General features: G+C 37.2%; 1 pseudogene. It reads right to left on the bottom strand.

The annotated features are described in order from the left end of the window. Positions 1 to 336: pseudogene (locus tag B4I81_RS07645) on the bottom strand (sigma-54-dependent Fis family transcriptional regulator); the annotation flags it as partial.

Here is a 336-nt window from a genome sequence, read left to right as displayed (position 1 = left end):
TGCTTCCTATTACTGATGGCAAATTTGGATTTTCCATTGGTAAATAGGAAAGAAGTGTTTGCGATGAAATCTCCCGTTTCGTTTCTAAAACAGAAATTTGTTCCGCCACATTTCGCAATTGACGAATATTTCCGCTCCAACGATATTTTAAAAGTAACTCCACTGCGCTGTCATCCAATTTAATTGGCGGCATTTTATATTTGTGAGCAAAGTCAGAAGCAAATTTTCTAAACAACAAATGAATATCATCTTTTCGCTCGCGAAGTGGTGGCAATGCAATTTCAACCGTACTCAGACGATAATATAAATCTTCACGGAATTTCCCTTTTTCGATCG

It is taken from the genome of Flavobacterium sp. UBA6195 (assembly GCF_002422095.1).
In the GTDB taxonomy this organism is placed as follows: Bacteria; Bacteroidota; Bacteroidia; order Flavobacteriales; family Flavobacteriaceae; genus Flavobacterium.
This window is presented reverse-complemented; position numbering and strand designations above follow the sequence as displayed.